The organism is Psychroserpens sp. (assembly GCF_045105015.1).
GTDB lineage: Bacteria > Bacteroidota > Bacteroidia > Flavobacteriales > Flavobacteriaceae > Psychroserpens.
Genome location: NZ_JBGCCX010000090.1, coordinates 24,236 through 45,665, shown reverse-complemented (window position 1 = coordinate 45,665; position 21,430 = coordinate 24,236). Strand labels below are relative to the sequence as shown.

General features: G+C 32.1%; 20 protein-coding genes. 5 read left to right on the top strand and 15 right to left on the bottom strand.

Features of this window, described 5'->3' with window-relative positions:
• The first annotated feature begins 99 nt into the window (after positions 1-99).
• Positions 100-1,578 (top strand): DUF389 domain-containing protein, encoded by a 1,479-nt coding sequence (locus tag AB8B90_RS06905; protein WP_405335061.1) that lies wholly within the window; start codon positions 100-102, stop codon positions 1,576-1,578.
• On the opposite strand, the gene AB8B90_RS06900 is transcribed toward AB8B90_RS06905, so the two are convergent.
• Together AB8B90_RS06900 and AB8B90_RS06895 are read right to left on the bottom strand one after the other, a co-directional pair.
• Positions 1,579-2,346 (bottom strand): ABC transporter ATP-binding protein, encoded by a 768-nt coding sequence (locus tag AB8B90_RS06900; protein ID WP_405335059.1) that lies wholly within the window; start codon positions 2,344-2,346, stop codon positions 1,579-1,581. It abuts the gene before it with no gap.
• A complete protein-coding gene (locus AB8B90_RS06895; protein WP_405335057.1) occupies positions 2,346-3,083 on the bottom strand; it encodes an MlaE family ABC transporter permease in 738 nt (245 codons plus the stop codon). Before AB8B90_RS06895 ends, AB8B90_RS06900 begins: the two co-directional genes overlap by 1 nt.
• A gap of 106 nt (positions 3,084-3,189) precedes the next feature.
• Here AB8B90_RS06895 and pafA point away from each other — a divergent pair, with 106 nt between their 5' ends.
• Entirely contained in the window at positions 3,190-4,815 is a 1,626-nt protein-coding gene (pafA, locus tag AB8B90_RS06890; protein WP_405335055.1) for an alkaline phosphatase PafA, read from the top strand.
• 2 nt (positions 4,816-4,817) lie between these two features.
• Entirely contained in the window at positions 4,818-5,627 is an 810-nt protein-coding gene (locus AB8B90_RS06885; protein WP_405335053.1) for a DNA/RNA non-specific endonuclease, read from the top strand.
• Here the strand turns inward: AB8B90_RS06885 and AB8B90_RS06880 are convergent.
• The 5 genes from AB8B90_RS06880 to gcvP form a co-directional block, all read right to left on the bottom strand.
• Complete coding sequence (locus AB8B90_RS06880) at positions 5,620-6,474, bottom strand: glycosyltransferase (RefSeq protein ID WP_405335051.1); 855 nt, start codon at positions 6,472-6,474, stop codon at positions 5,620-5,622. The two genes, AB8B90_RS06885 and AB8B90_RS06880, sit on opposite strands and share 8 nt — an antisense overlap.
• A 44-nt stretch (positions 6,475-6,518) precedes the next feature.
• Entirely contained in the window at positions 6,519-7,055 is a 537-nt protein-coding gene (locus AB8B90_RS06875) for a methyltransferase (RefSeq protein ID WP_405335049.1), read from the bottom strand.
• Positions 7,055-7,843 carry a pyrroline-5-carboxylate reductase gene (gene proC, locus AB8B90_RS06870; RefSeq protein WP_405335047.1) on the bottom strand — a complete coding sequence of 263 codons (789 nt, stop codon included), beginning with the start codon at positions 7,841-7,843 and terminating at the stop codon, positions 7,055-7,057. Before proC ends, AB8B90_RS06875 begins: the two co-directional genes overlap by 1 nt.
• A gap of 1 nt (position 7,844) precedes the next feature.
• Positions 7,845-8,903, bottom strand: a complete 1,059-nt coding sequence (locus tag AB8B90_RS06865; RefSeq protein WP_405335045.1) for a 3-oxoacyl-ACP synthase III family protein — start codon at positions 8,901-8,903, stop codon at positions 7,845-7,847.
• A gap of 172 nt (positions 8,904-9,075) precedes the next feature.
• Positions 9,076-11,925, bottom strand: coding sequence for an aminomethyl-transferring glycine dehydrogenase (gene gcvP / locus AB8B90_RS06860; RefSeq protein WP_405335043.1), 2,850 nt, complete (start codon positions 11,923-11,925; stop codon positions 9,076-9,078).
• A 124-nt stretch (positions 11,926-12,049) separates the two neighbouring features.
• Between gcvP and AB8B90_RS06855 the strand changes: the two genes are divergently transcribed.
• Positions 12,050-12,883, top strand: a complete 834-nt coding sequence (locus AB8B90_RS06855) for a hypothetical protein (protein WP_405335041.1) — start codon at positions 12,050-12,052, stop codon at positions 12,881-12,883.
• Here the strand turns inward: AB8B90_RS06855 and AB8B90_RS06850 are convergent.
• The 8 genes from AB8B90_RS06850 to AB8B90_RS06815 form a co-directional block, all read right to left on the bottom strand.
• Positions 12,866-13,117 carry a glycine dehydrogenase gene (locus tag AB8B90_RS06850; protein WP_405335039.1) on the bottom strand — a complete coding sequence of 84 codons (252 nt, stop codon included), beginning with the start codon at positions 13,115-13,117 and terminating at the stop codon, positions 12,866-12,868. The two genes, AB8B90_RS06855 and AB8B90_RS06850, sit on opposite strands and share 18 nt — an antisense overlap.
• Before the next feature lie 4 nt (positions 13,118-13,121).
• Entirely contained in the window at positions 13,122-13,673 is a 552-nt protein-coding gene (locus tag AB8B90_RS06845; RefSeq protein WP_405335037.1) for a sigma-70 family RNA polymerase sigma factor, read from the bottom strand.
• 79 nt (positions 13,674-13,752) lie between these two features.
• Positions 13,753-14,628 carry a methyltransferase domain-containing protein gene (locus AB8B90_RS06840; RefSeq protein WP_405335035.1) on the bottom strand — a complete coding sequence of 292 codons (876 nt, stop codon included), beginning with the start codon at positions 14,626-14,628 and terminating at the stop codon, positions 13,753-13,755.
• Positions 14,629-14,640: 12 nt separating this feature from the next.
• Positions 14,641-15,540 (bottom strand): fatty acid desaturase, encoded by a 900-nt coding sequence (locus AB8B90_RS06835; protein ID WP_405335033.1) that lies wholly within the window; start codon positions 15,538-15,540, stop codon positions 14,641-14,643.
• Positions 15,541-15,594: 54 nt separating this feature from the next.
• A complete protein-coding gene (locus AB8B90_RS06830; RefSeq protein ID WP_405335031.1) occupies positions 15,595-16,098 on the bottom strand; it encodes a GbsR/MarR family transcriptional regulator in 504 nt (167 codons plus the stop codon).
• A 92-nt stretch (positions 16,099-16,190) separates the two neighbouring features.
• Positions 16,191-18,221, bottom strand: coding sequence for a M3 family metallopeptidase (locus AB8B90_RS06825; protein ID WP_405335029.1), 2,031 nt, complete (start codon positions 18,219-18,221; stop codon positions 16,191-16,193).
• A gap of 215 nt (positions 18,222-18,436) precedes the next feature.
• The gene (gene purE, locus AB8B90_RS06820) at positions 18,437-18,919 is read right to left on the bottom strand and encodes a 5-(carboxyamino)imidazole ribonucleotide mutase (RefSeq protein WP_405335027.1); all 483 of its coding nucleotides are present in this window, start codon (positions 18,917-18,919) and stop codon (positions 18,437-18,439) included.
• Positions 18,920-18,946: 27 nt separating this feature from the next.
• Positions 18,947-20,101, bottom strand: a complete 1,155-nt coding sequence (locus tag AB8B90_RS06815; RefSeq protein WP_405335025.1) for a 5-(carboxyamino)imidazole ribonucleotide synthase — start codon at positions 20,099-20,101, stop codon at positions 18,947-18,949.
• A gap of 166 nt (positions 20,102-20,267) precedes the next feature.
• Here AB8B90_RS06815 and AB8B90_RS06810 point away from each other — a divergent pair, with 166 nt between their 5' ends.
• Positions 20,268-21,377, top strand: a complete 1,110-nt coding sequence (locus AB8B90_RS06810) for an adenylate kinase (RefSeq protein WP_405335023.1) — start codon at positions 20,268-20,270, stop codon at positions 21,375-21,377.
• Positions 21,378-21,430 lie beyond the last annotated feature (53 nt).

Genomic DNA, 21,430 nt, shown 5'->3' with positions numbered 1-21,430 from the left:
AGACGAAGTTTTGCTTATCTTTCCAAAGACTAAAGAGCAAGATATTAAAAAAGTACTCCAAAATGTGAAGTCTACTTTTGGAGAAGATTATGGATAATTATGAGTGAAGAAAGTAAATTTAATTTCTCAGATGACGAAGCTAAAGCCAATAAAGATAAGGCTGTAGAAGAATCAAAAGAAGCTGTTAAGCAAGATGCTAAAGGACTTTGGCAAAGTATGACTCAGTTTTTTAATGAACTTCTTGACTTTAGAGATGATACAGATAGAGACGCTACTATTCAAGCAATCAAAGGAGATATTCCTTTTAAGGGAGCTACAGCTTGGATTTTGGTGTGTTCAATATTTGTGGCCTCCATTGGGTTAAATGCTAACTCTACAGCTGTTGTTATTGGAGCCATGCTTATTTCGCCATTAATGGGACCTATTCTAGGTGTAGGAATGTCTATTGCTATTAATGATATTGATACCTTAAAAAAGTCTCTTATCAACTTGGCGACTATGATTGTTTTAAGTTTATTAACCGCTTTTTTATTCTTTTGGTTATTCCCGCTGAGTGAGGAAACATCTGAACTTTTAGGTAGAACAAGACCAGATATAAGAGATGTACTTATTGCATTTTTTGGTGGTTTAGCACTTATTATCGCGCGGACAAAAAAAGGTACAATTGCATCTGTGATTTTTGGTGTTGCCATAGCTACAGCTTTAATGCCACCTTTGTGTACAGCCGGTTATGGCTTGGCTGAAGGCAATTTCCAATATTTTGGTGGCGCAATGTACTTATTTACTATTAACACCATATTTATTGCATTAGCTACATTTTTAGTGCTGAAGATTTTACGCTTTCCTATGCTTAAATATGCAAATTCTAAGAAACGTAAGCGTATCGCACAATTAGCTTCTTTGATAGCTATATTAGTTATGGTTCCAGCAGTTTGGACGTTTTTAAATGTCTTAACCGAAAGTAAGTATCAACGTGATTATAAAAATTTTCTCAAAAATGAAGTAGAATCCAATGATGATTTGTGGTTACATCGACAGGATATGGATATGGATTCTAAAACCATCTCTTTGTTTTTTAATGGAGAGCTTGCAGAAGCAACAGTTACAGATCTTCAAAATGAGCTCAAAGGTTATGAAAACATTCAAATGTTTGATTTAAAGATAAGTGGAAATAAAAACAGGAGTACAGATAAAATTATAGAATTGTATGATAAGGCAACCATCGATTTAGAGCAGAAAGATTATATCATTAACGGACTTAGAGAAGAAATTGAAACCTTAAAAGGAAACATTGTAAGTCTTAACGATCAATTAGAAAATAAAACTAAAAACACGAGTGATATTTTATATACCTCTGTAGCTAAAGATGCAAAGATTAAGTTTTCAGATTTAGAGTATTTCGGATATGCTAAGATGTTAGAATCTTCAGATTTTATTAAAGTTGATACCGTCTCTGTAGTGAGTCTTAAATGGAATGTCAAACTAAGTGATAGCTTAGTGGAAATTAGAGAAAGTGAGATGAAAGTATGGCTTAAGGATAAGTTGAAAGATCAACGAATTTTAATTTTGAAAGATTAATTACTCGTTTTCTTCAATATACATTTTACGTACTTTCTTGAATAATTCTGAGGAGTAAACAAAATCAGTTACAACTTCATTGTCTGTTTTAAAAATAGTTTCTTTTGAACCTTCCCATGCCTTGTGACCATCTTTCAAAAAGACTATTTTTTCACCAATTTCCATTACTGAGTTCATATCGTGTGAGTTAATCACTGTAGTGATGTTGTATTCGTCGGTAATTTCTTGAATGAGATTGTCAATTACAATTGCTGTTTTTGGATCTAAACCAGAATTGGGTTCGTCACAAAACAGATATTTTGGCTTATTTACTATGGCTCTTGCAATAGCTACACGCTTTTGCATACCACCTGAAGCTTCACTTGGCATTTTTTGATGCGCATTAGGAAGGTTTACCCTATTAAGAACAAAATTAACACGATCTTCCATTTCACTTTTACTTTGTTTAGTAAACATTCGTAATGGAAACATCACATTTTCAGCAATGGTCATGGAGTCAAATAACGCACTTCCTTGAAAAACCATTCCCATTTTAGCTCTTAAATTTCGTTTTTCATCATCACTTAATTCAGAATAAATATTGCCATCATAAGCGATACTTCCAGATTCTGGTGTGAATAAACCTAAAAGACATTTTAAAAAAACTGTTTTCCCCGAACCACTTTGTCCAATTACCAAACTAGTTTTGCCCTTTTCAAAAGTTGTACTTATACCTTTTAAAATATGAGCATCTCCAAACGATTTTTCAACATTTTTTACTTCTATCATTAGCTTAAAAGCATTTGGGTTAATATGTAATTTAATAGAATAATCATGACACTGGTCCATACAAATGAAGTTGTACTTGCTTTGCCAACTTCTAAAGCACCACCTTTCATATAATAACCATAAAATGAAGGAATCGTTGCTAGTAAAAATGCAAATACTATCGTTTTTATAAATGCATAAACAATATGAAAAGGAATAAAATCCGTTTGTACTCCAATAATATAATCTTCTAATGTACTAAACCCTCCATAAACACAAGCTGCCATTCCACCAATAACACCTAAAAACATAGCAATTGAAATCACAAAAGGATACAACATTAATGCTATGAATTTTGGAAAAACCAAATAGTTTAGTGCGTTGATTCCCATAACCTCTAATGCATCAATCTGTTCGGTTACACGCATCGTTCCTATACTTGAAGTGATGAAAGAGCCAACTTTTCCTGCCATGATTATGGAGATAAACGTTGGAGCAAATTCTAGAACTACAGATTGTCTAGTGGCAAAACCAACAAGATACTTGGGAATTAAAGGATTACTAATATTTAATGCAGTTTGTATAGTTACAACACCACCAACAAAAAATGAAATAAAAGCAACAATACCTAACGAACCGATAATTAGATCATCAATATCTTTCAAGATAAGTGTTCGCATAACTGACCATTTGGTTGGTTTACGAAACATTTCGGCAATCATTAAAAAATAGGTGCCAATATTGTGAAGGTATTGCATAGCGAAATTTGATTATGCTAAAGTAAAAAAACTAATCTTATTTAACCTTAATTTTAAACTCCGATGTTTTAAAATCTGTATTTTTGAAGATAGAAATACACGATTTATGTTAAAGTACATTTTTATATCTGTTAGTCTTTTTTTTCTAACCAACGCAATTCAATCTCAAAATGACAATCCAAAATTAGTAGTCGGAATTGTTGTTGATCAAATGCGATATGATTATCTCACTAGGTTTAATGATAAATATAGTGAAGGCGGATTTAAACGTATGATCAAAGAAGGCTTTAATTGTAAGAACAATCATTTTAATTATGTACCAACATACACTGGTCCAGGACACGCTTCAGTGTTTACTGGAACAACTCCTAAATATCATGGTGTAATAAGTAATAATTGGTACGATAAAACATCTAAGTCTACAGTGTACTGTGCTTCAGATAGTACAGTCACTTCTGTTGGAACTTTAAGTCGTTCAGGCCAAATGTCTCCACACCGCATGCTTACGACTACTTTTTCTGATGAAAATAGATTGTTTACTCAAATGAAAGGAAAAACGATTGGTATTGCTATTAAAGACAGAGGTGCAATCCTTCCAGCCGGACATACTGCAAATGCAGCTTATTGGTTTAAAGGTAAAGATGAAGGACATTTTATAACAAGTTCTTATTATATGGAAAGCTTGCCCAAATGGGTTTCTGATTTTAATGCTTCTAATAGTGCTGAATCTTATTTTAAAGTTTGGGATACATTTTATGATATTTCTACCTACACTGAAAGTGGAAGTGATATAAGTGATTTTGAAGGTGGATTTGATGGTAAAGAAACACCAACTTTTCCATATGACTTGAATGCACTTAAAGACGAAAACAGATATTTTGACATCTTAAAAGGAACACCTTTTGGGAATAGTTTAACAACAGATTTTGCAATAGCAGCTATTAAAGGAGAGCAACTTGGTCAGGATAATTATACAGATATTTTAACTGTAAGCTATTCTAGTACTGATTATGTTGGACATAACTTTGGTGTGAGCTCAAAGGAAATTCAAGATACTTACATTAGGCTAGATAAAGATTTAGAGCGCTTGTTTATTTACCTAGATAACACTGTGGGTATAGGTGATTATACAGTATTTTTAACCTCAGATCATGGCGCTGTTGAAATTCCTGCGTATTTAAAGAGCACCAAAATACCAGCAGGTTATTTTTATAATGATCGCAGAAAAGTGAAATTTCAAAAGTTCTTATTAGACACCTATGGAACGAATGAGGTTATTGAAAACATAAGTAATAATCAGATTTTTTTAAATAGAGCTAAATTGAAAGAATTAGGTTTGAGTATTTCCGAAGTGCAAGAGCAAATCGCAAATGAGCAAATTAATTATGATAATATTGCTAAAGTGTATACTGCATCAATAATGAATTCGACAAATTTTACAAATGGTATAGAAGCCTTACTTCAAAACGGGTTTAATCAAAAAAGATCAGGAGATATTATTTTGGTTAACGATATATCATATATTGCCTACAGAAAAACAGGAACAACTCATGGAAGTGGTTCAAACTATGATACACATGTGCCATTATTGTTTTTTGGCAAAGGCATTAAACATGGTGAAACCTATCAAAGAACTGTTATTCCAGATATTGCACCAACGATTTCTGCATTGCTAGGAATTAGCTTTCCTAATGCATCAACTGGTCAGCCTTTAGGATACATAATTGATTAATAGTGAAAAGAAGAACAATTTATCCCATAGTAGCCATAATTATTGTTTTATTGGTCGTTAGCTATGAATATTTTTTAGAGAATCAAGAAACTAATAAAGTTATTGAACAAGGTGCTGAGGTCAAACTTCAAACTAACGAATATTTTTTACCATCGAGTACAACAGGTCAAATTGTACATCATGAAAATTATTCGTTGTCTTACAATGAAACTCACGAACAAGCCGAATGGGTTGCTTATGAATTAAAAAAATCTCACTTATCTAATACTAATTTTAAAAGGCCTTATTTTGAAATTGATAAAGCTGTTAAAACTGGTGCTGCACATTGGCGAAATTATAAAAGATCTGGATATGATAGAGGTCACTTGTGTCCTGCTGGAGACAGGCGTTTTAGTAAAGAAGCACACGATGAAACATTTTTAACAAGTAATATCAGTCCTCAAGAGCATCAGTTTAATGCTGGAGTATGGAATACACTTGAGCAAAAAGTAAGGTATTGGGCTAGAAAATATGATGGTGTTTTTGTAATTACAGGAGGGGTTTTAAAGGGCAATATGAAAGCTATTGGAGATGAAGATGTGAGTGTGCCCAATCAGTTTTATAAAGTGTTAATTGATAATAATTCTGGAAAGACTAAGATGATTGCTTTTTTAATGCCACATAAAGATTCTAATCTACCACTTTATAAATTTGTAGTTGCTGTTGATGAAGTTGAAGCACTAACAGGAATTGATTTTTTTTCAGAATTAGATGATACTATAGAAAATAAACTGGAAGCCTCAAGTAGTTATAAAGGCTGGAGTTTTAATTAGATTTCAGTTTTTCAAAAATCCCATTCCATCTTAGTTTTCTAATAAACTTTCCTTCATCTTCAGAAACTATGTGTTTTATGTTAGAACGATTTGCTTTATAATAGCCTTTGAGATAATTATTAAAAACAGATAGACTCCGTTTTTTTAAGGCCATTTTTAATGCTGTAAGAATCGTTAAAGTTATTCCATAACGCATTTTATAAAAAGCTTCTCCTTGACTGTATTTTGAATTTTTATTATAGCTTAGTCCTGTGGGCTTTAAATGCTTCACATGAAGAGACTCGTCAGTTGTAATAGTCCAATTGTAATATTTAGCAAGTAACTCATCAACAGTGTCCCAGCCAATTGACTTTTTTAGTTTACCAATGTCTTCAAAACAAGTTTTTCTATAAGCCTTTAGAGCACCACGAATATGATCTTTACGAGTTAGATTTTCTAAAATCCAATCATCATTCTTTTTGATGTAGCAGAAACCAGCTGCCATTCCAAGGTTTTTATTGTTGTGAAAATGTTTCGCTAATTGTTCAAGATAGTTGTTTGGAAATATCAAATCTGCATCAAATTTACAGATAATATCATAGTCTTTATCCAGTGTTTCATAACCTTTATAAAATGCATTAATAATTTTAGCACCAGGAAGATGCTTATCAGATGAGTTGATATTGACAAGTGTTAAGAATTGGTATGAGTTTGTAAACTTTTGAATAATATTTTGGGTATTGTCTGTAGAATTATCATTAACGACTACTATACGTTTTGGTAAATGTGTTTGACTTACCAAGGACTCTAAAGTTAAGGCAATAGAATCTTCTTCGTTATGTGCAGGAATGATAATGTAAAAATTCAATATGTTTTAGTTTGAATTCAAAGTTACACTTTAGGAATATAAGATTATAAATTATCGCTTTTAATTCTTTCAGCATAGACAATATAATATCTGGGTGTAACTAAACGAAGTAATGGTCTGATGCCGATTTTTTTTGTTGGATTAGTCCATTTTTCTGACGCTATGATTTTCCATCCAGATTTTTCTAAAAGCCAATCAAACTGCCAATCTTCAAATTCATGATAATGTCTGTCTCTCATGTCAGTTTTACTTCTATAAGCAGAAGCAAACCATAATCTTAAAGGTATACTAGCTACAAGTTTTTCAGATGTAATAGATTGTAAAACTGTAAAAGGAGAGAGGAGGTGTTCAAAAATTTCGAAAGCAGTAATCACATCTGCTTTTGAGTTTGTTAGTTCAGACACGTCTATATCTAAATCTAGGCCTGATGTGTTTTTAACAGTATAGCCTTCAGTTTTTAGAATATCAGATAGTGGGTTTTTAACTCCTAAATCTAAAATTGTTTCTGAAGGATTTATATGTTGTTTTAAAAACTGAACCGTGTGTTTAAAACGTTTATTTGGAAAAGTGTTTTCGTACATCAGTCTGAAATCTTATCGTAAGAGGTTTTGATCCCTTTAATTAATGCAGAGCTAAAGCCTTGATGTTCCATTTCATTTAAACCAGTAATTGTACAACCCTTTGGTGTTGTGACTTTATCAATTTCAGCTTCTGGATGGTTGCCTTCTTTTAATAATAATTCACTGGCACCTTTAACAGTTTGCGTAGCGATTTGAGTTGCAGTTTTTGCGTCAAATCCAATTTCAATTCCGCCTTGTATCATGCCTCTTATAAAACGAAGCACATAAGCAATTCCACAGGCGCCTAAAACTGTTGCGGCATCCATAAGTTGTTCATCAATGCTAATTGTTTCTCCTAAAGCATTAAAAATTGAATGCACCATTTTTGAGTCTTCTTCGGAAGCGTTTTGTGATGCAATACAGGTCATAGATTCATTAACAGAAGCTGCTGTATTTGGCATAGCTCTAAATACACTTGGTGAAGATTGCACCGAATTATTAATAGCTTCAATTGAAAAATCACTGACCACAGAAATTAATACATGTGAATTTGTTATGTCTTTAGAAATTTCTTTTAATATGGACTCAACTTTATATGGTTTTACAGCAATTATGATGATTTCAGAATTCTTTACAGCATCAATATTATTTGATGTGATTTTGACACCTTTCTTTTTGAAGTCTGATAATAATTCAGTTTTATGTCGTGTGATTATAAGGTTTGAAGTCTTAAAGTTATCAGATATCAAACCAGAGGCAATTGCTTGTCCTAAGTTTCCACCACCAATAATTGCAATTTTTTTGTCCATTTTACTGTTTGTAAACAATGGCATTAATATTCATACCAGCACCAACACTAGCAAATAAAATCACATCGCCTTTATTGATTTCTTGATTTTCAAGTTGACCTTTTAAAATCATATCATACAATGTAGGAACGGTTGCTACACTGGAATTTCCAAGAGTGTTAATGGTCATTGGCATAATGCCTTCTGGCATTTGCATGTTATGAAGTTTGTAGAAACGTTTTACAATGGCTTCATCCATTTTTTCATTGGCTTGATGAATCAGTATTTTTTTGACATCTTGAATCCCATAGCCACTTTTTTCTAGACACGATTTCAAAGCTAAAGGGACATTAGTTAAAGCAAATTCATAGATCTTACGACCATACATTTTTATATATCGTCGTTGATCTGTTATTTCAGGATGGTTTGTTTCGCCAAAGTATATGAAATGCGCTTCATCAAAAGTGAAAGTTGCAGTGTCATGAGCTATAATACCACCATCTTCATTTGATTCTTCTACAATAACAGCTCCTGCACCATCACTATATATCATTGAGTCACGATCATGTTTGTCAACCACTCGTGATAAGGTTTCTGTGCCAATAACTAGGCAGCGTTTTGCTAAACCAGAAGCAATAAAAGATTTTGCTTGAATAACACCTTCAATCCATCCTGGACAGCCAAACAGTAAATCGTAACCAACACATTTTGGGTTTTTTATTTTTAGTAAATGTTTTACTCTCGAAGCTATACTAGGTACAGTGTCGCTTTGTTCTGCATCGTGTTTAACATCACCATAATTATGAGCAACAATGATATAATCTAAAGTTTCTTTATCGATTTTTGCATCAGCAATCGTTTTTTCTGCAGCGAAAAAAGCAATATCAGAATTTAATAAGTCAGGTTTTATATAACGTCTTTCTTGAATTCCAGTAATTGCTTTGAATTTATCAACGATAATTTCATTTGAACTATTTATCGAAGAACCATCTGCATTAAGAAACTCATGATTATAAAAATCTTCGTTCTTTTCAATACGACTAGGAATAAAACTTCCAGTTCCTGTGATTCTTATTGACATATATAATGGTTTTTGTTCAATTTACTAATGTACTCAATAAAATGATTACCTATATTTAATTTGTTCAAATATTACAGATTTTTAAAGAATTGACAAAAAAAATGGAATAGATTTAAAAATATACAAAAATACCCTTGATTTTTCAAGGGTATTTATTAAGATAATAATTTTTTTAGGCTTCCATATATTCTTCAATTGGAGCACAAGTACATATTAAGTTTCTGTCTCCATATGCATCGTTTACTCTACGTACGCTAGGCCAAAATTTATTATTTTTTACAAAATCTAAAGGAAATGCTGCTTGCTGTCTTGTATATGGTAGTAACCATTCGTCATCAGTAATCATACTCATCGTATGTGGTGCATTCTTCAATACATTGTTAGTGTCTTCTTTAGAAATATTATCAATTTCATGTCGGATTGAAATCATGGCATCACAAAAACGATCCATTTCTTGTTTGCTTTCGCTTTCTGTAGGTTCAATCATCATGGTTCCAGCTACAGGAAAGGACACAGTTGGCGCATGAAAACCATAATCCATTAAGCGTTTGGCGATATCTACAACTTCAATACCATTAGTTTTAAAAGGTCTGCAATCAATAATCATTTCATGTGCAGCTCTTCCAAGTTCTCCAGAATATAAGGTTTCAAAAGAACCTTCTAAGCGTTTCTTTATATAGTTTGCATTTAAAATTGCAATTTCAGTTGAGCGTTTTAAACCAGAGGCACCTAACATTTTTATGTAACCATAAGAAATAATACATGCTAATGAAGATCCAAAAGGTGCAGCAGAAATTGCAGAGATTGCTTTGTCTCCTCCAGTTTTTACTAATGGATTACCAGGTAAAAAAGGAACCAGTTGTTTTGCAACACAAATTGGTCCAACACCTGGTCCACCACCTCCATGAGGAATGGCAAATGTTTTATGTAAATTAAGATGACAAACATCAGCACCTATGTTTCCAGGATTGGTTAAACCTACTTGTGCATTCATATTAGCACCATCCATATAAACTTGGCCACCATTATCATGAATAATTTGCGTGATGTCTTTTATCGAAGCTTCATAAACGCCATGAGTAGAAGGATAAGTTACCATTAATGCAGCAAGATTATCTTTATGTAACTCCGCTTTTTCTTTTAGATCATCAACATCAATATTACCTTCTTCTGTAGATTTAGTCACCACTACTTTCATTCCAGCCATCACTGCACTAGCTGGATTGGTTCCATGAGCAGATGATGGAATAAGGCAAATGTTTCTATGCTGGTCTCCTCTAGATTCATGATATGCTCTAATCACCATTAATCCTGCAAATTCACCCTGAGCTCCAGAATTTGGTTGTAATGATGTGCCTGCAAATCCTGTGATTTCTGTAAGTTGGTCTTCTAATTCTTTTAAAACTATTTGATAGCCTTTAGTTTGTTTTAAAGGAGCGAATGGATGAATTTTACCCCATTTAAACCAGCTTAATGGAAGCATTTCTGAAGCTGCATTAAGCTTCATAGTACAAGATCCTAGGGATATCATAGAATGATTTAATGCCAAATCTTTACGTTCTAAAGATTTGATATAACGCATTAATTCTGTTTCAGAATGATGTGAATTAAATACAGGTTCTTTTAAAAACGCTGACTGACGCTTAAGTTCACCAATAATATTATTCTCTCGAGGTACGTTTTTTATCCTAATTGATTCTTTCTTGACAGTTTTTGCAAAAACAGAAACAATTTTATTTAATTCTTCTAAAGTTGTTGGTTCATTTATTGAAATAACAACTTCATTATCATTCGGATAATGGAAGTTCATTTTTTTGTTTTCAGCTTTGGTTTTTATTGCTTTTGCATCAGCTTTGATATGAAGTGTGTCAAAGAACACACTATTTTTTTGTTTAAAACCTAAAGATTGAAGTGCATTAGAGAGTGCAACTGTTTTATTATGTATATCGTTGGCTATAAACTCCAATCCTTTTGGGCCATGATATACGGCATACATACCTGCCATAACAGCAAGTAATACTTGAGCTGTGCAAATATTTGAAGTGGCTTTGTCTCGTTTGATATGTTGTTCACGAGTTTGTAAAGCCATGCGAAGTGCTCTATTTTCGTTGGCATCTTTAGTAACACCAATAATGCGACCAGGAATGTCTCTTTTGTAAGCTACTTTGGTGGCAAAATATGCTGCATGTGGACCTCCGTAACCCATTGGAATTCCAAAACGCTGAGTAGTCCCAACAACAACATCAGCACCAAATTTCCCTGGAGCTTCAAGTTTAACTAAACTCATAATGTCTGCCGCAACAGCAACTTTAATCCGAGATGCATTCGCCTTTTCGATAAATGATTTTATATCAGTAACTTGTCCGTACTTTCCAGGATATTGTAAAATAGCTGCAAAATAATCTTCAGAAAAATCAAAATCTTCTTCTTTTCCTATTACTAATTCAATACCAATTGGAGTTGCTCTGGTTTGCAATAAAGATAATGTTTGAGGAAGAATATTTTCAGACACGAAGAATTTACAAATCCCTGCTTTTCTTTGGTCTCTTTCTCTTACTGCAAATAACAAACTCATAGCTTCAGCAGCTGCAGTACTTTCATCTAAAAGAGATGCATTTGCAATTTCCATTCCGGTAAGATCAGTAACCATCGTTTGAAAATTCAATAGAGCCTCTAAGCGTCCTTGAGCAATTTCTGCTTGGTAAGGAGTGTAAGCTGTATACCAACCTGGATTTTCTAGAATATTACGTTGAATAACTGCAGGCATAATCGTTGGATGATAGCCTAAACCTATGAATGTTTTGAACACTTTATTCTTTTTGGAAAGACTATAGATATGTAACAGGTATTCTTGTTCACTCATCTGTTTATCAAGATTTAAATCTGATGTTAATCGAATGCCATCAGGAATAGTTTCATGGATTAATTGTTCCATAGAATCCGCTCCAATTGTTTGTAACATTTGTTGTTGATCCGCTTCTCTCGGACCAATGTGACGAAGTGAAAAATCTGCTGTATTCATTAATGATATTTGAGTTGAGTTTTATTTTTGCAAAATTAAGGAATTATTGACCTTAAATTGTTAACGAAAATGAAACTTTTCAACCATTTGAATTGGTTATTAACAGTTTGCCTATTTTTGTGACATGCGTGCTTTAAAAACAGTATTCGATTTTTATATCAATAGTAGTATTCATGTAGCTTTAGCTGTCGTTGCTTTATCTTGGGTTACCTGTTTAGAGTTTGGTGTATTTTTTGATATAAACATGGCTTGTTTTATAGGTTTAGCTTCTATAACTGGATATAATTTTGTGAAGTATTTTGGATTGGCTAAGTTTCATCATAGGAGCTTATCAAATGCTTTAAAAACTATTCAAATATTTTCAATGTTTTGCTTTATAGTTATGTGCTATTTTTTGCAGAATTTAAACAGAGCAAGCTTAATTGCTATAGGAATATTTGGAATGATCACCTTTTTATATGCCATTCCTCTATTGCCTAATCGGTTTTTTGTGGATACAAAGCAAAAGCTAAGAAGTGTAAGTGGACTTAAAATTTATATCATTGCATTAGTTTGGTCAGGAGTGACAATACTTCTACCTGTTATTAATAGTGCTTATGATTTACATGGTGATGTAATTTTAAGTTCAGTGCAACGATTTATTTTTGTAATTGTTCTTATGCTCCCTTTTGAAATTAGAGATTTAAATTATGACAGTTTGAAATTAGCTACAATTCCTCAGAGGATAGGTGTTAAGCGAACTAAAACAATCGGTCTTATATTATCGTCAGTATTGATTGTTTTAGAATTTTTTAAGGATGATATTAACCAAAGTCATCTTTTAACTTTGATTCTAATTGTTTTAGTAATTGTTCTTTTTTTGATGAATGCAGAGAAACATCAAGGGAAGTATTATAGTTCGTTTTGGGTGGAAAGTTTACCTATGTGGTGGCTTGTTTTATTACTGATGCTTAGCTAATTCCTTTTCAAAAGCAGATTTTAAACCCTCTTTAGATGAGGTATCCATTTTAATAGGGTCTTTAGACACTAAATTAGTTAATCTAGTATTCTTTTTGGTGTACTTTCTACAAGCGTTACAATAAATTAAATGAATATTTAATTTGATTTTTTCCCATAATGTTGCCTCCTTGTATTGTGTTTTATCACAAACATGATTTGCTTCTTGACATGGTATGAAAATTTTGTTACTCATAAGTTTAAAACCAGTTTTTCTCAAGGCAACTAGCCATTGCTACTCGAGCTCTGTGAATAATTACCCATAGGTTAGACGCAGTAATGTCTAATTCATTACATATGGCTTCAGTTTCGTAATTTAAAATTGTTTTCATCTCAAAAACCTGAGCTTGTTTTTCTGGTAATTTGTCTAAGCAATTATTGATTGCAAGTCCTAGTTCGTTATTTTCAATACTATCTTCCGCAGTTTTATCATAAGGGTCAGCCACGCGTTCTTCCAGCCAATCACCTTCGTTTTCATCAGTGTTGTAAGTCATTCTAACTTCAGCTTTGCCTTTTTTAGAATTTATCTTACGATAGTAATCTATAATTTTTCGTTTTAAAATTGAAATGAGCCACGTACGTTCACTAGCCTCTCCTTTAAAATTTTTCATAGATTTTAAGCCAGCCATAAACGTGTCTTGTACTAAATCTTTTGCGATTTCTCTATCATTAACACGTGTGATGGTGTAATTAAATAGGTAATCGGAATATAGACTTATCCACTGATTTGGATCAATAATGTGCTTAGGCATTCTTTTTCTGACAATTTTCAGTTCAAAAATAAACTAAAATTATGATAAATCTAAATTCAATGATTTTTGATACTAATAATTATTTGGTTGCAGAAATGAGATAGTATCCAAAACTTTTTATGTGTAATCCAGATAATAAAGCATAAAATGATCCCTTTAGATTATGTAAACTTTCTCTTTTTAAAGATTTTGTTTTCCATAGTTTCTTTAGTGTAAAGCCTATGATAGCAAAAGGAACATGGAATACTGATGGCGCAACTCTAAATGAAATATCTTCTATTCTAATATTTTGAAATCCAAGATCTTCAAGCTCTTGTTTATAGTTGTCAATTTGCTCTAATTTATCTAAACTCCAATGATTGCATAATTGTTTGTATGCGTATTTGCTTCCTGGATACAATTGTGAGACTTCCTTTTTTAGTAATGCATCAGCAATGACTAATCTTCCATTAGGTTTTAAAATTCTATAAGCTTCTTGTATGGATTTTTTATCATGACCTGAATGGCAAAAGCTTTCTATAGCGATTGCACTGTCAAATGTATTAGATTGAAATGATGTATTATTATAATTCTCTTTAATAATGATGCCATTTTTTCCTTCAAGTAATTCGTTTCCATGTTTTAATTGAAACTCTGAAAGCGTGACACCATATGCAATTAAATTTTTAAAATGAGTTAAAGCATATCTCATTGTTGCTCCCATGCCACAACCTAAATCAACCAGTCGATGCTTTTTTGAATTGATTTTTAAGCGTTTCATTACTTGATTATTCATTTCATTGAGCATAGTGTCTCTTTTAAAGATATTAGTTTTAAAAAGTTTATAATAGCCAAAATGCATATTAAAATCGTTACTCCAAAATTTGTAATCTTCTGTAGCTTCATCGTAAAATTCAATGATGTCAATAGTGTTCTTTTCTAATTTTTGATTCAGAGGAAGTGTTCGTGTTTTCATAATCAAATAATATTAAAGGTTAAATTTTGGTAATTTCCAATTAATGGATTTATGTGCTATTGCAGTTGATTTTAAATTGTTTTCTTGAGTTTTTACTTCAGAAATTAAATTCAGTTTGTAAAGCAAGTAAACTAAAATCCATCCAAAATCTATTTCATACCATTTCATTGAGAATTTTGCTGATGTTGGATGGGAGTGGTGATTATTATGGAATCCTTCACCAAAAGATATAAGACCTAAGAATACATCATTGAAGCCACTTTCATCTGCATTTTTAATTTTATATCTTGAATAACCATATTTGTGTGAAGCATAACCAATATACCAATGCCCTAAAATTATGATAGTGGTTCTCAAACATGTTGCAACTAACATACTATTAAATCCAAAAAAAATGTACATTAATATCATAAAAATGAAGTAGTTTATAAACCAAGTTTTATGTAGCCATAAAATCATTGGATCATTTAAATCTTCTTTTGGAATATTATAGCAATCTTCCTTTTTAGGAATAAACATTAAATGTAGATTCCACCAATAGTCTGTTATTAAAGAATGTTTATATTGAAAATATGTCGGACAATCAGTTCGGTTTTGCCAATAATCTCTATAATAATGTTGTTTCAACCAACTTAAAGGACTACCTAATCCAGATATTGTAAATGCTAGTAAGCTGAAGTTTTTAAAATACTTAGATGTTTTATAAGATTTATGAATTATTCCGCGATGCAAACCAACAGAATGTCCGATTCCTATTGATAAGAAGAGTAATATTATATTTATTAAAATATCTTTAATTTCAATTAAAGAAAAGTCAATAAGGAATATTGGGAAAACCATAAGGTATAGCCATAGGCATTTTTTCCATGAAACCTTAATAGTTCCAGTACGAGTTTTTAATTTATTCTTCATGATTTTATAGTTATTAAACTTTCAGAAAATATTGAAAGTATGATTTAAATTTTTTTATTTTATGAGTTTGAGTAAAGATTTTGTAATCCAGTTCTGCTTTTGATTGACTAGTTTATTAATCATCGTATCTGCATTTAGTGTTAAGTCATGTAATGCTTTTGTTTGTTTAATAAGTTCTTTTGTTTTTTCTGTGCCATCATCTTTTATTGAAGAGACGTCATCTAATACTTTTATAACAGGTTGAATTTCTCTACGACTTCGTTCCTTAGCAATAATTCTTGTGAGCTCTTGTACATCTTTTTCTGTAGTAAAATATTCTTTACGTTCTCCTGGTATTAGTTCTTTAGTTACAATTCCCCAATCCATCAACTGACGTAAATTCATGCTGGTATTCCCACGAGAAATCTTAAGTTCATCCATAATATCTTCCATAGATAACGGCTTAATTGAGATGAAAAGCAGTGCCTGAATTTGAGCCATAGCTTTGTTGATTCCCCAAAGCGAGCCTAAACTTCCCCAAGTACTTACAAATTTTATTTTAGCGTCTTCGTAATTCATAATTGCTAATTAAAGTACAAATATATGGAATTTTTTAAACTTTCAATAATTATTGAAAGTTTATTTGGTTTAATGCTTTTCTTTCTAGAATATTAGTTAATTAATCCTGCACGTTTTAATAAAGCTTCAGGTCTTGGTGCTTTTCCTCTAAAACGTTTATACAATGTCATTGGATCTTCTATTCCTCCTTGAGATAGTACATGATTTTTGAATTTTTCAGCGACATCTTTATTAAAAATACCTTCTTCTAAAAAGTATTCAAAAGCATCTGCATCTAGTACTTCTGCCCATTTGTAGCTATAATATCCAGAACTATAACCACCTTGAAATATATGAGAAAATGCTGTACTCATACAGTTTTCTGGAACATCAGGATATAATTTTGTGTTTTTAAAGGCATCATTTTCATGTGCTTTAACTGAAGTGATTGCACTTGGATTTTTATTGTGCCAACTCATATCCAATAATCCAAAGCTAATTTGTCTTAATGTTTGCATGCCTTCATGAAATGCAGCAGACGCTTTAATTTTTTTAATTAATTCCATAGGAATTACTTCTCCTGTTTCATAATGTGTGGCAAACAATTCTAAAGCTTCTTTTTCATAGCACCAATTTTCTAATACTTGGCTAGGTAATTCAACAAAGTCCCAAAATACACTTGTGCCAGAAAGACTAGGATAAGTTGTATTGGCTAAAATGCCATGAAGCGCGTGTCCGAATTCATGAAATAGCGTTGTAACTTCATTGAACGTTAGGAGAGAGGGTTTGCTTTTTGTTGGTTTAGTGAAATTACAAACATTAGAAATATGAGGTCTACTATTTTCACCATTTTTAATGTATTGTGATTTGTAAACGGTCATCCATGCACCATTTCGCTTTCCTGGTCGAGGAAAAAAATCTGCATAAAAAATAGAGACCAAATTACCATTTAAATCTGTCACCTTGTAAGTTAATACATCTTCATGGTATTTGTCTATGTTGTCAATTTCTTCAAATTTTAAATCGTATAATCGTTCAGCAATTGTAAATACACCGTCGATTACATTTTCTAATTTAAAATAGGGTTTAAGTTGTTCGTCATCTAAGCTATATAGTTTTTGTTTCAGCTTTTCAGAGTAATAAGAACCATCCCATTTTTGTAATGTTTCAATTCCGTCTAACTCTTTAGCAAATGCTTCAAGATTTTTAAATTCAATTATAGCAGCTGGTTTAGCTTTCTCTAACAGTTCATTTAAAAAATCTATAACTGTTTCCGGAGTTTTGGCCATTCGTTGCTCTAGTACAAAATGCGAATGGGTCTTGTAACCTAAAAGTTTAGCACGTTCATGCCTTAGTTTAGCAATCTGTAACACATTATTTTGGTTGTCAAATTCGTTGCCTTTAAATGCTTTTGCTCCTGCAGCAATTGCTAATGTTTTTCTTAGTTCGCGATTATCAGCATAGGTCATAAACGGAATATAGCTTGGATAATCTAAGGTGATCACCCAACCTTCTTTACCTTTAGCTTCAGCGAGTTGTTGCGCTGCTTCTTTTGCGCCACCTGGTAATCCAGATAAATCTTCTTCATTAGTTAAATGCATTTCGAATGCATTCGTTTCAGCTAATACATTTTCACCAAATTTGAGTTTTAACTGACTTAATTTTTTATCAATATCTCGAAGTTGTATTTTCTTGACTTCAGGTAAATTGGCTCCATTTCTAGAAAAACCTTTATATTTTTTATCTAAAAGTGTTTCTTGTTCTGTTGTAAGATTGAGATTGTCTTTATTTTCATAAACCGTTTTAACACGCTTGAATAAGTCTTCATTTAAAGTAATATCATTACTAAATTCTGAAAGTAATGGTGAGACTTCTTGAGCGATCTTTTGAATGGTATCATTCGTTTCAGCACTATTCAAATTAAAGAAAATACTTGAAATTCGATCTAGTTGCTCTCCAGAGAAATCTAAGGCTTCAACAGTATTTTCAAAAGTTGGACTTTCTGAATTATTTGAAATGATATCAATTTCTGCTTTAGCGTCTTTTATTGCTTTTTTGAATGCAGGTAAAAAATCGTCATCTTTTATTTTTGAAAAAGGTGCAGTTTGATATGGTGTGTCAAAAGATGTATTTAAAATGGTCATTTAGTTTTACGAATTTGTGGTATAAACACTTGTTTAGTAGTAATTATCTTGCGAAATCGCAAATTGTGAATTACTTTGTTCATTAAATATCATAACTTTTTGAAAATATGATAAAATATATTATAGTTTTGTCATTATTATTTTAAAAGGAGTTAACCAACTCTATACAAATAATTGATTAATAGCTCAAAAACCTCGTTTACAAGCGAGGTTTTTTATTTTAAATCTTTTGATGATTTAATTACTTTCATTTTTAAACTTTCTTTGTAGTTCAGAATTGTATTTTGCACTGTTTGACTCGTTGCTCCTATAATTTGTGCAGCAAGAATACCAGCATTTTTAGCACCATTCAGTGCCACAGTTGCAACTGGGACACCTCCAGGCATTTGCAGGATAGATAACACTGAGTCCCAACCATCTATTGAATTACTGCTTTTTACAGGAACACCAATAACTGGTAATGGTGATAATGAAGCTACCATTCCTGGTAGGTGAGCTGCTCCTCCAGCACCAGCAATAATAACATTGATGCCTCGAGAGTGTGCATTTTTACTGAATTCGAATAATTTTTCTGGTGTTCTATGTGCCGAAACAATATCAACCTCAACCTCAATATTGAATTCTTTTAAGATGTCAATTGCGTCTTGCATTACTGGCAAATCACTTTTGCTTCCCATTATAATTGCTACTTTTTGCATAGGCTTGTATGTGTTTAGTAAGTGATGCTATTCACTTATCACTTTTATGGTTTTTTTTACTTGTTCTGCAACTTGTCTTGCAATACTTAAATCTTCATTAACTATGGTGACGTGTCCCATTTTACGGAAAGGTCGCGTTTGTTTTTTTCCATAGATATGAGGTGTAACACCTTCAAGTGTCATAATATCTTCTATGTTTTTATAAATGACGTTGCCTGTATAGCCTTCAGCACCTACAAGATTCACCATAATACCACCGACTTTACTATCAGTTTTACCTAATGGTAAATTTAATATGGCACGAACGTGTTGTTCAAATTGAGACGTGTAACTTGCTTCAATAGTCTGGTGGCCAGAATTATGTGGTCTTGGAGCTACTTCATTAACTAAAATCTGGTCATCTTCGGTTTGAAACATTTCAACAGCCAATAAACCAACATGATTATATGCTTTTGAAACTTGTAGCGCTATATTGGTAGCTTTTGTTGCAATTGAATTATCAATTCTAGCGGGACAAATCACATATTCAACTTGATTGGCTTCGGGATGAAACTCCATTTCTACAACAGGGTATATTTCAGTATCGCCAGTTTCATTCCTAGCAACTATTACAGCCAATTCATTTTTAAAAGGAATTAAATTTTCTGTAATACATTCACCTTTAGGTAAGTTATTTAAGTCTGAGAGTTGTCTTACTACTTTTACACCATTTCCATCGTATCCAAATTGAGCAGCTTTCCAAACAAATGGAAAATCTATAGCCTCATTTTCTAAAGCATCTTCAACTTCTGATAAGTAAGCAAATCTCGTAAAATCTGCTGTCGGAATCTGATGGTCTCTGTAAAATAATTTTTGGGTTGCTTTATTTTGAATGGTTCGTAATGTTTTTGATGACGGATAAACTTTTTTTCCTTCTTTTTCTAGAGCTTCAAGTGCATCAACATTAACATTTTCAATTTCAAAAGTAATCACATCAACATCTTTTCCAAAATTGTAAACATCTTCATAGTTCATCAAGTCACCTTTTACAAAAGTGTTACAAGCTATTTTACAAGGCGCTTCATCGCTAGAATCCATGACGTGTGTTGTGATATCAAATTTTCTTGTTGTATAAAGCATCATTTTGCCCAATTGTCCACCACCAAGAATGCCGAGTTTAAAATTTGAAGAAAAGTAGTTCATCAATTTTAGTTGTTTCCGAAAAATAAAACAGAATTTTTTCGAGTTTAAAAATCATTTTCGTTTTACAAAAATACACTAAAAATGGAAGAAAATTAGAAAATCATAAATTGAAAATCGTCAATCGAAAATCAAATGTTTATCTTTGCTTTTTCAAATTTAAAAACAAGTGATTAAGCTTAACGATTTATACTTTAAACCTTTTATTTCTGAAGCTGAAATAGATGCAGCTGTTCAGAAAATGGTTGATCATATTGCAAAAGACCTTCAAGATGAAGTTCCAGTATTTGTTGGGATTTTGAACGGTTCTTTTATGTTTGTAAGTGATTTTGTAAAAAAGTATCCGAAACCTTGTGAAGTTACCTTTATAAAGTTAGCATCTTATGAAGGTATAAAGTCTTCAGAAGATATCCAACGACTAATTGGTTTAACTCAAGATTTATCAGGCAGGAAAGTGGTTATTCTTGAAGATATCATAGATTCTGGGAATACACTTTCTGAAGTGCATCGCATTTTTGAAAATGAAAACGTAGATGAGCTAAAAATAGCTACTCTATTCTATAAGCCTGAAGCATATAAGAAAGATTTTAAATTACATTACGTAGGACTTGAAATACCAAATAAATTCATAGTCGGTTATGGATTAGACTATAACGGATTAGGTCGAGACTTACCAGAAATATATCAATTAAAAACAACACAACACATGACTAATTTAGTGCTATTTGGACCTCCAGGTGCAGGTAAAGGAACGCAAGCAGAATTTTTAAAAGACAAGTACAATCTCGTTCATATTTCTACAGGAGATGTGTTTCGATTCAATATAAAAAATGAAACCGCTTTAGGGATGCTAGCTAAGTCTTTTATGGATAAAGGAGAGTTAGTTCCAGATCAAGTTACTATTGATATGCTTAATGCTGAAGTTGAAAAGAACGCTGATGCAAATGGTTTTATATTTGATGGTTTTCCAAGAACTAATGCACAAGCTGAAGCGCTTGATAAACTGATGAGTGATAAAGATTCACAAATTAATGCAATGATTGCTCTAGAAGTTGATGATGAAGTACTAATTGGTCGCTTATTAGAGCGAGGTAAAACAAGTGGACGAAAAGATGATGCAGATGAATCAATTATTAGAAATAGAATTACTGAATACTATAAGAAAACAGCGATTTTGAAAGATTATTATTCGGCTCAGGATAAGTATTTTGGAGTTGATGGTGTTGGTAGTATTAATGAGATTACAGAACGCTTGAATGCTGTAATTGATAAATTATAACCAGACTTAATCAGGTAAACGATTATAGATAACAACTGTTAACATGACTGAAG

Excerpts from the sequence above, each read along its gene's own strand:
- AB8B90_RS06835 (WP_405335033.1), bottom strand. The coding sequence starts at position 15,540 with ATGAAGAATAAATTAAAAACTCGTACTGGAACTATTAAGGTTTCATGG.
- AB8B90_RS06905 (WP_405335061.1), top strand. The coding sequence starts at position 100 with ATGAGTGAAGAAAGTAAATTTAATTTCTCAGATGACGAAGCTAAAGCC.
- AB8B90_RS06895 (WP_405335057.1), bottom strand. The coding sequence starts at position 3,083 with ATGCAATACCTTCACAATATTGGCACCTATTTTTTAATGATTGCCGAA.
- AB8B90_RS06865 (WP_405335045.1), bottom strand. The coding sequence starts at position 8,903 with ATGTCAATAAGAATCACAGGAACTGGAAGTTTTATTCCTAGTCGTATT.
- AB8B90_RS06825 (WP_405335029.1), bottom strand. The coding sequence starts at position 18,221 with ATGACCATTTTAAATACATCTTTTGACACACCATATCAAACTGCACCT.
- gcvP (WP_405335043.1), bottom strand. The coding sequence starts at position 11,925 with ATGAATACAGCAGATTTTTCACTTCGTCACATTGGTCCGAGAGAAGCG.
- AB8B90_RS06855 (WP_405335041.1), top strand. The coding sequence starts at position 12,050 with ATGCGTGCTTTAAAAACAGTATTCGATTTTTATATCAATAGTAGTATT.
- AB8B90_RS06875 (WP_405335049.1), bottom strand. The coding sequence starts at position 7,055 with ATGTACGAAAACACTTTTCCAAATAAACGTTTTAAACACACGGTTCAG.
- pafA (WP_405335055.1), top strand. The coding sequence starts at position 3,190 with ATGTTAAAGTACATTTTTATATCTGTTAGTCTTTTTTTTCTAACCAAC.
- AB8B90_RS06840 (WP_405335035.1), bottom strand. The coding sequence starts at position 14,628 with ATGAAAACACGAACACTTCCTCTGAATCAAAAATTAGAAAAGAACACT.
- AB8B90_RS06900 (WP_405335059.1), bottom strand. The coding sequence starts at position 2,346 with ATGATAGAAGTAAAAAATGTTGAAAAATCGTTTGGAGATGCTCATATT.
- AB8B90_RS06815 (WP_405335025.1), bottom strand. The coding sequence starts at position 20,101 with ATGAACTACTTTTCTTCAAATTTTAAACTCGGCATTCTTGGTGGTGGA.
- AB8B90_RS06830 (WP_405335031.1), bottom strand. The coding sequence starts at position 16,098 with ATGAATTACGAAGACGCTAAAATAAAATTTGTAAGTACTTGGGGAAGT.
- AB8B90_RS06850 (WP_405335039.1), bottom strand. The coding sequence starts at position 13,117 with ATGAGTAACAAAATTTTCATACCATGTCAAGAAGCAAATCATGTTTGT.
- proC (WP_405335047.1), bottom strand. The coding sequence starts at position 7,843 with ATGGACAAAAAAATTGCAATTATTGGTGGTGGAAACTTAGGACAAGCA.
- AB8B90_RS06845 (WP_405335037.1), bottom strand. The coding sequence starts at position 13,673 with ATGCCTAAGCACATTATTGATCCAAATCAGTGGATAAGTCTATATTCC.
- purE (WP_405335027.1), bottom strand. The coding sequence starts at position 18,919 with ATGCAAAAAGTAGCAATTATAATGGGAAGCAAAAGTGATTTGCCAGTA.